Genomic DNA, 8385 nt, shown 5'->3' with positions numbered 1-8385 from the left:
TTAGGACGCTCCGGCGCCTTGCGATCGCACGCACCGGACGCCGCGGGGCCCGCCCTTCGGGCGGACGACGGGACTTTCAAAACACGCCCTAGGCGACCGGCTCCGGAGCGCCGCGGTCCGTGGCCGCCGGGCCGTCGGGGGCCTCCACCGGGAACTGGGAGAGCGGCCCGCGGACGTACTGCGCGGCGACCAGGTCACCGGCCTCCTGCGCGGTGGAGACGGCGGGCGGGGAGCCCTCCAGCGGCTGCCGGGCGGTCTCCTTTATGCCCAGGACCGCGACGGCGCCGACCACCGAGGCCGCCATGATGTAGAACGCCGGCATCAGGTTGTTGCCGGTGGCGCTGGTCAGGCCCTCCATCACCAGCGGCGTGGTGCCGCCGAAGAGCGATCCGGCGACGTTGAAGGAGATCGCGAGCGCCGAGTAGCGCACCTCCGTCGGGAAGAGCGCGGGCAGGACGGCGGACATCGTCGCGAGGAACGTCAGCAGGCAGAGCCCGAGCAGCAGCAGACCGGCGTAGATCGCCACGTGGCCGCCGGTGCGCAGCAGCAGGAACGCGGGCACGGTCAGGACGACGAAACCGGCCATGCCGGCGAGGAGCACGGGCTTGCGGCCGACCCGGTCGGAGAGGCTGCCGAGCGGGTGCACGAGGCACATCAGCACGACCATGACGATGACGAGGGCGACGAGCCCGGCGGTGGAGCCGTAGTCCAGCTCGTCGGTGAGGTAGGTGGGCATGTACGACAGCAGGCCGTAGTCGGCGATGTCGTACGCGGCCACGAGGATCATGCAGAGCAGCAGCGCGCGCCAGTGGTCGCGGAAGAACGGGCCGAAGCGGAACTTCGGGCGTTCGGAGGTCTGCTGTTCGCGCTCCAGTTCCCGGTAGGCCGGGGTGTCCTCCAGCTTGAGCCGCATGTACAGGCCGATCAGGCCGAGCGGGCCCGCGACGAGGAAGGGCACGCGCCAGCCCCAGGAGGTCATGGCGCCGTCGTCGAGGAACGTGGTGAGGATGGTGACGAGGCCGGCCGCGCCCACGTACCCGGCGAGGGTGCCGAACTCCAGGTAGCTGCCGAAGAAGCCGCGCTTCTTGTCGGGCGCGTACTCGGCGATGAAGGTGGCGGCGCCGCCGTACTCACCGCCGGTCGAGAAGCCCTGGATGACGCGGAAGAGCAGCAGCAGGGCGGGCGCCCAGATCCCGATGGCCGCGTACGAGGGCACCAGGCCGATGCCGAAGGTGCCGAGCGCCATCATGATCATGGTGAGGGAGAGGACCTTCTTGCGGCCGATGCGGTCGCCGAGGGGCCCGAAGACGAAGCCGCCGATGGGCCGCAGCAGGAAGGCCGCGGCGAAGGCGCCGAAGGAGGCGAGGGTCTGGGCCGTCGGGTTGCCCGACGGGAAGAACACCTTGCCCAGCGTGACGGCCATGTAGGAGTAGATGCCGAAGTCGAACCACTCCATCGCGTTGCCGAGCATCGCGGCCTTTACCGCGCGCCGCACCGCGGGCTCCTCGGTCACCGTGATGTCACTGCGGCGCAGTTTGGGGTTGCGCCGCCGCTCGATCGCCCGGAACAGGCCTCGGTGGCGGCGTACCGCCTCCGGGTCCCACTCCGGCTCGCTGTCACTTGCCGCCTGCGTCGTCTCCGCGCTCACGGACGGTCTTCCTTCCTCTGGCTTCCTGCCGGGCGGGGCGCGACCGGTCCCTCCCGGTCGGCGCCGTCGACCTTCACGACCGAGAATGCGCCCCCTGAGGCGGCGGCGCATCATCGCCCGGACAGAAAGGTGAACACCTTCAGCGAGCCTCGATTGCCCGCTCCTCGCTCCTTCCACGCAGGTCAGAGGCGATCAGGTGGTGTGACGCGCGTCACATGTCCGTGTCGCGTTTGCATTTCGCATTTACTGCTGCCTGCCGGTGAGTCGCTTCTCGAACCAGTGGTGGGCGTACGGCTCGTCATTGAAGGCGGGCACCTCGCGGTAGCCGCTGCTCCGGTAGAGCCGGGTGGCGGCCTCCAGGGCCCTGTTCGTGTCGAGCCGCACCCGGTCGCTGCCGTGCGCGGCGGCGCGTTCCTCCAGCTCGGCCAGGAGGCGCCGGGCCAGGCCGAGCCCGCGGACGCCGGGGCCGACCCACAGGCGTTTGATCTCCGCAGGCGCGCCGGTCGGCAGCTTGAGCCCGCCGCAGCCGACCGGCGTGCCGTGCAGCCGGGCCACCAGGAAGAGGCCGCGGGGCAGGCGCAGCTCGCCGGGGTCCGGCAGCAGGCTGTGCGCGGGGTCGAAGCCGTCCGGGAAGACGGAGGCGAGCTCCGCGGCGTACGCCTTCAGGCAGTGCACGGCGTCCGGGTGTCCGGGGTCGAGCACTTCCAGGGAGACGACCGAGGCGGTCAGGAGCCGCTCCACCTCGGCCATGGCCAAGGTCAGCCGCGCCCGCTGCCGGGCACCGAGAGGGGCGAGGAGCGACGCGGCGAGTGCGTCGCTGCGGCCGTCGAGCGCGGCACGCTCCGCGTGTCCGGCGTCCGTCAGCCGCGCCGTGCGGACCCGGCGGTCCCGGGGGTGGGGTGCGACGTCGACCAGCCCGTCGCGCTCGAGGGCCCGCAGGAGGCGGCTCACGTATCCCGAGTCGAGGCCGAGGCGGTCGCGCAGGCTGCGCACGTCGTGCGCGCCCTCGCCGCCGAGCTCCCAGAGCAGCCGGGCCTGTCCGTAGGGGCGCGCGCCGCCGAGGTACTGGTCGTGCAGCACGCCCACGCGCTCCGCGACCGTCCGATTGAAGCGCCGTACCTGGTCCACCTGCTCGTCGGTCATTCTCTGACCTTAGTCAGAGAATGACGGACGAACCAGGGGCGCTCGGGATGGGCGTCAGATGCCGCAGGAGGACGCCGACCAGTAGCGCGAGCTCTGGCTGCCGAGGTGGGCGTGGGTGCTGTGGCCGGGGTAGCCCGGTCCGAGGATCTCGTTGAAGCCGTGGTTCCTGGCCTGCTTGACGATCTCGCAGTACGACGGCGTCCCGATGAGGTCGATGCCGCGGCCGTAGAGGTGGTTGCTGTTCGCGGCGCCGCCCGCGGCGTTGTTGCAGGCCTGGGAGCGGAAGCCGCTGCTGGTGGTGAGGGCGCGGTCGCCGAGGGCGTGCCGCAGTGCCTCCAGCTTCCACATCTGCTGGAGCGCGTTGGCCTTGGCGGCGGCCGCGGAGACGGCACCGCCGGACCAGTCGGCGTTGCAGCGGTTCATCTCGGCGTAGGTGAAGTGGGCCGGCGTGCAGTCCGCGTCCTGGAGGGCGTAGAGCTTGCTGAAGGTCTGGGGCCCGGCGATGCCGTCCGCGGGCAGGCCGTAGGCCTGCTGGAAACGGGTGACGGCGGCCTTGGTCGCCGGGCCGAAGGCTCCGTCCACGGCGATGACGGCGCCGTATCCGGGGTACCCGGCGACCCGGATCTGCAGCTGTCGCACGTCCTCGCCGCTCGCGCCCTGACTGAGGGACCGGTTCCAGGTGTAGCACTCGTCGGCGTGCGCCGTGCCCGCGGTGACCGCGGTCCCGAGCACCGTTAATGATGCGAGCATGACAAATGCGAGCAGCGCGCGAAGGTTCCGTCGGAGCACAGTGCCTCCCGGGGCGAGAGATGCGGAGAGGTGCGGGGCCACCGACACTGCCCGGCTCCGGCTACGCGCGTCAATAGGGCCCGCGCGAGGGGGACTTGGGCCTCGCGCCCGGCCGGCGGACGGGCGCTACGAGGTGTGCGGGCGGCGGCCCGGGACCGCGCAGGCCGCCGTCCCGCCGGGCAGGCGGTGCCGGTTGTCGGCGATCAGCCGGTAGACGCCGTGGGCGACCCAGCGCACCGGCGGCAGCGTCAGCACGGCGCCCAGCACCGGCCAGGCGCCCCGCGCGCTCAACAATGCCTTCGCGACGGCCTGGGCGCCCCCGTACACCGTTCCGGCCGGGGTCACCCAGAGCACCTCGTACTCGGCCCGCTCCTGCGTGACGCCCAGCGGCTCCAGGTCCGTGAACTGCCAGGGGACGATCGCGCAGCGAGGCCGCACGTACCGCTCCGCGAACCGCACCGAGGTGGTGCAGAAACCGCAGTCGCCGTCGAACACGAGCAAGGGACGAGTCACCATGTCTCCATGATGACCCCGCCCGCCGGGAGGGGGGCGGGCCGCCCCCCGTCAGGCGAGGATCTCGACGTACCCGTCGCCGCCGTGCACACGGATCCGCTGTCCGTCGCGGATCCGCCGGGTGGCCTGCTCCACACCCACGACGGCGGGCAGACCGTACTCGCGGGCGATCACCGCGCCATGGGTCATCAGGCCGCCGACCTCCGTCACCAGGCCCGCGATGCCGAGGAACAGCGGTGACCAGCTGGGGTCCGTGAACGCCGTGACGAGGATGTCGCCCGTCTCCAGATCGGCGTGCTCCATGTCGAGCACGACGCGGGCCCGGCCCTCGACGGTCCCGGCCGAGACCGGGACGCCCGCGAGAGCGCCCGGCGGCACGTCGTCGCGCCGGTACGCCCCCATGACGGCCTCGCCGTCGGAGGTCAGCACGCGGGGCGGGGTGAGCGTCCGGAAGACCCGGTACGCCTCCTTGCGCCGCCGGATCAGCTCCGCGTCCGCCTGCCGGGTCCGTACGGCGTCGTGGAACTCCTCGAAGGTCAGGTAGAAGACATCGTCCGGCTCGGCGAGCACGCCCGCGTCCACGAGACGCTCGGCCTCCCTGCGCAGAGCCTTCTTGTAGACGAAGTAGCGGCGGATGACGCCGTACTTCGGATACTCCCGGTACCCGACGAAGGTGCGGACCCGCTCGATCATCCGCCGGGTCTCGGCGGCCTTCTCCTCGCCGTCCGGCAGCGCCCGCAGCCGGGCCAGCACGTCCTGCTCCCCGGCCCGCGCCCGGCGCCGCCCCTCCTCGAAACGCCGGGCGGCGGCGCCGGGCCCGAAGTTCCTGACGTGGTCCAGGATGACCGGCACGAGCGTGCTGGGCCGCTCGCTCCACCGCGGCCTGGTGAGGTCGATCTCGCCGACGCAGCGCATGCCGTACCGGTCGAGGTAGGACGCGATGGCGTCGCGCGCCCCGATCCCGCCCGGGAGCTTCGCCAGCCCGTCGAGGAAGGCGTCGTCCCGGACGTCCCGCAGGTACGCGACGACCTCGCGGCACGGGCGGATCACGTCGGCCACGTCGAGCAGCGCGAGCCCCATCTCGGACGTGACGTTGCCGGGCGCGGAGAGCGTGAGCGTGTCGGCCGCGTTCTTCTCGCCCAGCCACTCGCCCAGCTTGTCGTTGAGCCACCAGGTGGCTTCCATCCCGGCCATGACCGCCTGCATGCTCTGCCGGTCGCCCAGGACGCGCTTGTGCTCCTCGAACGCCGCGAGCAGGAAGTCGAAGAGCGCCGGTCCCGACACCGCCTGGATGTCGCGCTCCAGGACGGCCAGGGACGCTTCGTTGCGCGCGATCAGCTCGGTGACGACGGCCGGGTCGGTCGGGAGGTCGCCGGAGGTGCGCCTGTCCTGCCGTCCACCCGCACCCGCTTCCGCCTTGCCGGTGTCCGCGCCGGCTCCGGCGAGGGGCAGGACGAAGTCGTCGCGGTCGAGGACGCTCTCCAGTGCGTCCTTGGTCAGCGGATCGGAGCGGCCCACCATCGCCAGCAGGCCGGCGCGGCCCGCGGACGAGGAGAGGGTCCGGGTGGCGTCGACGAACAGCCGGCCGCCCGCCTCGTGCATCGGTGCCATCGCCGTCCGCTGCCACACGGAGATGCCCAGCGGGCGCATGGCGTCGGTCATCATCTGCTGGTGCCCGACGGAGACGTAGACGTACGGCTCCTGGTCGCCGCGCTCCGGCACGGGGAACAGTGTCGTGACGGGCCGGCTCTGCACGAACTGGAAGTCGCCGTCCGCCAGACACCATTCGATGTCCTGCGGGCCGCCGAACCGCGCCTCGATCCGCCGCCCGAGCCCGACGAGCCGCACGGCCTGCGCGTCCGTCAGCGCCGGCTGCTCGCGCCGCTCCGCGCCGAGCGCCACCTGCCGCGTACCGCCACCCGGCAGGGGCTGGACGGCGTGCTGTTTGACGGCGATCTTCCTGGCGACGACGGCACCCGACCGCACCGTGAAGACGTCCGGGTTCACGATCCCGGAGACCAGTGCCTCGCCGAGGCCGAAGCCGGCGTCCACGGTGGCCGTTTTCCGGTTCCCCGTCACCGGGTCGGCCGTGAACAGGATGCCGGCGGCCTCCGGGAAGACCATCCGCTGCACGACGACGGCCATGCGGACCGCGCCGTGGTCGATGCCGTGGCGCCGCCGGTAGACCACGGCCCGCTCGGTGAAGAGCGAGGCCCAGCACCGGCTGATGTGCCGCAGCACCTCCCCGGCCCCCACGACGTTGACGTACGTGTCCTGCTGCCCGGCGAAGGACGCCGTCGGCAGGTCCTCCGCGGTCGCGCTGGACCGCACGGCGTACGCGGTCCCTTCGTCCTGCCGGGCGAGGGCTCGGTGGATCGCCGCGGTGACGTCGGCGGGGACGGGGACGTCCTCGATCATCCGCCGGATCCGCGCGCTGAGACCGCGGACCGCGGCCCGGTCCTCCGGGTCCGCGCGCGCCAGCTCACCGAGCGGCCCGTCCAGCGACGGCGCCTGGGCCATGGCCCGCCCGAACGCCTCCGTCGTCACGCAGAACCCGTCCGGTACGCGGATGCCCTCGATCCGCGTCAGCGCTCCCAGGTGGGCACCCTTGCCGCCGACGAGCGCCACCTGCGTCTCGTCGACCTCGCCGAGGGCCACCACGTACGGCTCACTCATCGCGCCACCTCCCCGGGGGCCGCGCCCCGTCCCACCGCGCCGACCGGTCCGAACCTCGCCCACACACGCACGTCTTGCCCTCATCTCCGCAGGTCCTGGCCTCGGCCGAGGATTCTGCGGCATGACGGGGGCCTTGCCGCAAGCCCCCCGGTGCGCTATAGGTTGATAGTGGCAGGGAGAGTCATCTCCCTGCCTTTGTTCGTCAGGCGAGTCACCTTCGGGCTCGCTCTTTCTCCGTCGCCACAGGACTCTGGCGCCCACGGCGCACCTCGACCGTCGTCGGGAAGCGGACCGCCCCGGAGATGCGTACCTCTGCGCACCCGCCCGCCGCGACCGTCACGGCAGGGGCCATTGGTGTGAGCGCCGCTCCTCGTACCCTCCGTCCCCGCATCTTTCCTCCCGCACGCGGGGTTCCCCTCGGGGACGGCTTCTGTCGCGGCTCGCCCGCCGCACGGTCCAGGCCGCCGGACACCGGCCCAGGCCGTCGGGGGCGGGCGCCGCTGCGGTCGTCCCCCGGGAGCGCTGCTCCGGTCCGCGGAGGCTGGGCCGCGCCCACCGGCCCGCCCGTCACCCCGCAGCCCAGGAGACCTGTATGTCCGTGACCGAGCCGTCCCCGCGCAGCCGCCGCACCGGTCCGGCCGCCGTCGCGGCCGTGTGCGCCGCCGCCGTTCTCGCCCTGGTGGCAGCGGCCCCGGCACCGGCCGACGAGGCGCGCCCGCTGCGCGAAGGGGGCGTGGCGCAGGCCCTGGTGAACTATGTGAGCTCGCCCGGTGCCGTGCCGGGTGCCAACGACTGGTCGTGCCGGCCGGGCGCCGACCACCCCGACCCGGTCGTCCTGCTGCCGGGCACCTTCTTCAACTTCGGCTCGAACTTCGTGAAGACGGCGCCCCGCCTGAAGAACGCGGGGTACTGCGTCTACGCCATGAACTACGGGTTCACCGCCCTCTCCCTGGGGCGCGTCGGCGGGCTCGGCCCGAACCGGGAGTCGGCGGCCCGGCTCGACGCCTTCGTGGACAAGGTCCGCGCCGCGACGGGCTCGCCCAAGGTCGACATCGTCGGACACTCGCTCGGCGGGAACGTGCCGATGTGGTGGATGAAGAAGATGGGCGGCGCCAAGAAGGTCGACACGTATGTGGGATGGGCGCCCAGCTCGCACGGCACGGACCTCGACGGCATCGTCGGCCTCGGCGAACAGCTCGGCCTCATGGGGTTCGTGACCCGGTTGTCGGACGTGGGCCGGTTCCCCGGAGTCGTGGAACAGACGCGCACCTCCGACTACACCCGCGAGATGTGGGCCGACGGCGACTCGGTCCCCGAAGGTCCCCACTACACGGTCGTGATGACGAAGTACGACGCCGTCGTCACGCCGTACGCCACGCAGGCGCTCCGGGGCACGCACGTGGACAACGTGGTGTTGCAGGACGTCTGTCCGGCCGACCGGGCGGGGCACATGGGCCTGTTCGACGACGGTCCGACCCTGCAGATCACCATGAACGCCCTGGCGGACGGCGCGCCGGGCTTCCGGCCCGACTGCCGGGACTTCGGCGTGCAGCTCCTGTGACCCGCTGCCGCGTCGGGGCGGCAGCGGGCCCGTACCGAGAGCGCGCGCCCGCCGG

6 protein-coding genes are annotated in these 8385 nt (G+C 72.6%); 1 reads left to right on the top strand and 5 read right to left on the bottom strand.

The genetic code is table 11. The features are described from left to right. Positions 1-88: 88 nt before the first annotated feature. From ACIBW6_RS04070 to rph, 5 genes are all read right to left on the bottom strand, one after another. Positions 89-1648, bottom strand: coding sequence for an MFS transporter (locus tag ACIBW6_RS04070; RefSeq protein ID WP_399056334.1), 1560 nt, complete (start codon positions 1646-1648; stop codon positions 89-91). 243 nt (positions 1649-1891) lie between these two features. Continuing rightward, positions 1892-2791 carry a GNAT family N-acetyltransferase gene (locus tag ACIBW6_RS04065; protein ID WP_399056333.1) on the bottom strand — a complete coding sequence of 300 codons (900 nt, stop codon included), beginning with the start codon at positions 2789-2791 and terminating at the stop codon, positions 1892-1894. Positions 2792-2845: 54 nt separating this feature from the next. Further along, a complete protein-coding gene (locus ACIBW6_RS04060; protein WP_399056331.1) occupies positions 2846-3580 on the bottom strand; it encodes a D-Ala-D-Ala carboxypeptidase family metallohydrolase in 735 nt (244 codons plus the stop codon). Positions 3581-3706: 126 nt separating this feature from the next. Further along, on the bottom strand, positions 3707-4096 hold the full coding sequence (locus ACIBW6_RS04055) for a thiol-disulfide oxidoreductase DCC family protein (RefSeq protein ID WP_399056329.1): 390 nt from the start codon (positions 4094-4096) through the stop codon (positions 3707-3709). A 48-nt stretch (positions 4097-4144) separates the two neighbouring features. Beyond that, a complete protein-coding gene (gene rph / locus ACIBW6_RS04050) occupies positions 4145-6769 on the bottom strand; it encodes a rifamycin-inactivating phosphotransferase (protein ID WP_399056324.1) in 2625 nt (874 codons plus the stop codon). A 592-nt stretch (positions 6770-7361) separates the two neighbouring features. Here rph and ACIBW6_RS04045 point away from each other — a divergent pair. Further along, positions 7362-8330 (top strand): esterase/lipase family protein, encoded by a 969-nt coding sequence (locus tag ACIBW6_RS04045; protein ID WP_399056322.1) that lies wholly within the window; start codon positions 7362-7364, stop codon positions 8328-8330. Positions 8331-8385 lie beyond the last annotated feature (55 nt).

Origin of the sequence: Streptomyces sp. NPDC049813 (assembly GCF_044465085.1) — a bacterium.
GTDB lineage: Bacteria > Actinomycetota > Actinomycetes > Streptomycetales > Streptomycetaceae > Streptomyces.
The sequence above is the reverse complement of the archived record's forward strand: the minus strand, read 5'-3'. Positions and strand labels throughout refer to the sequence as shown.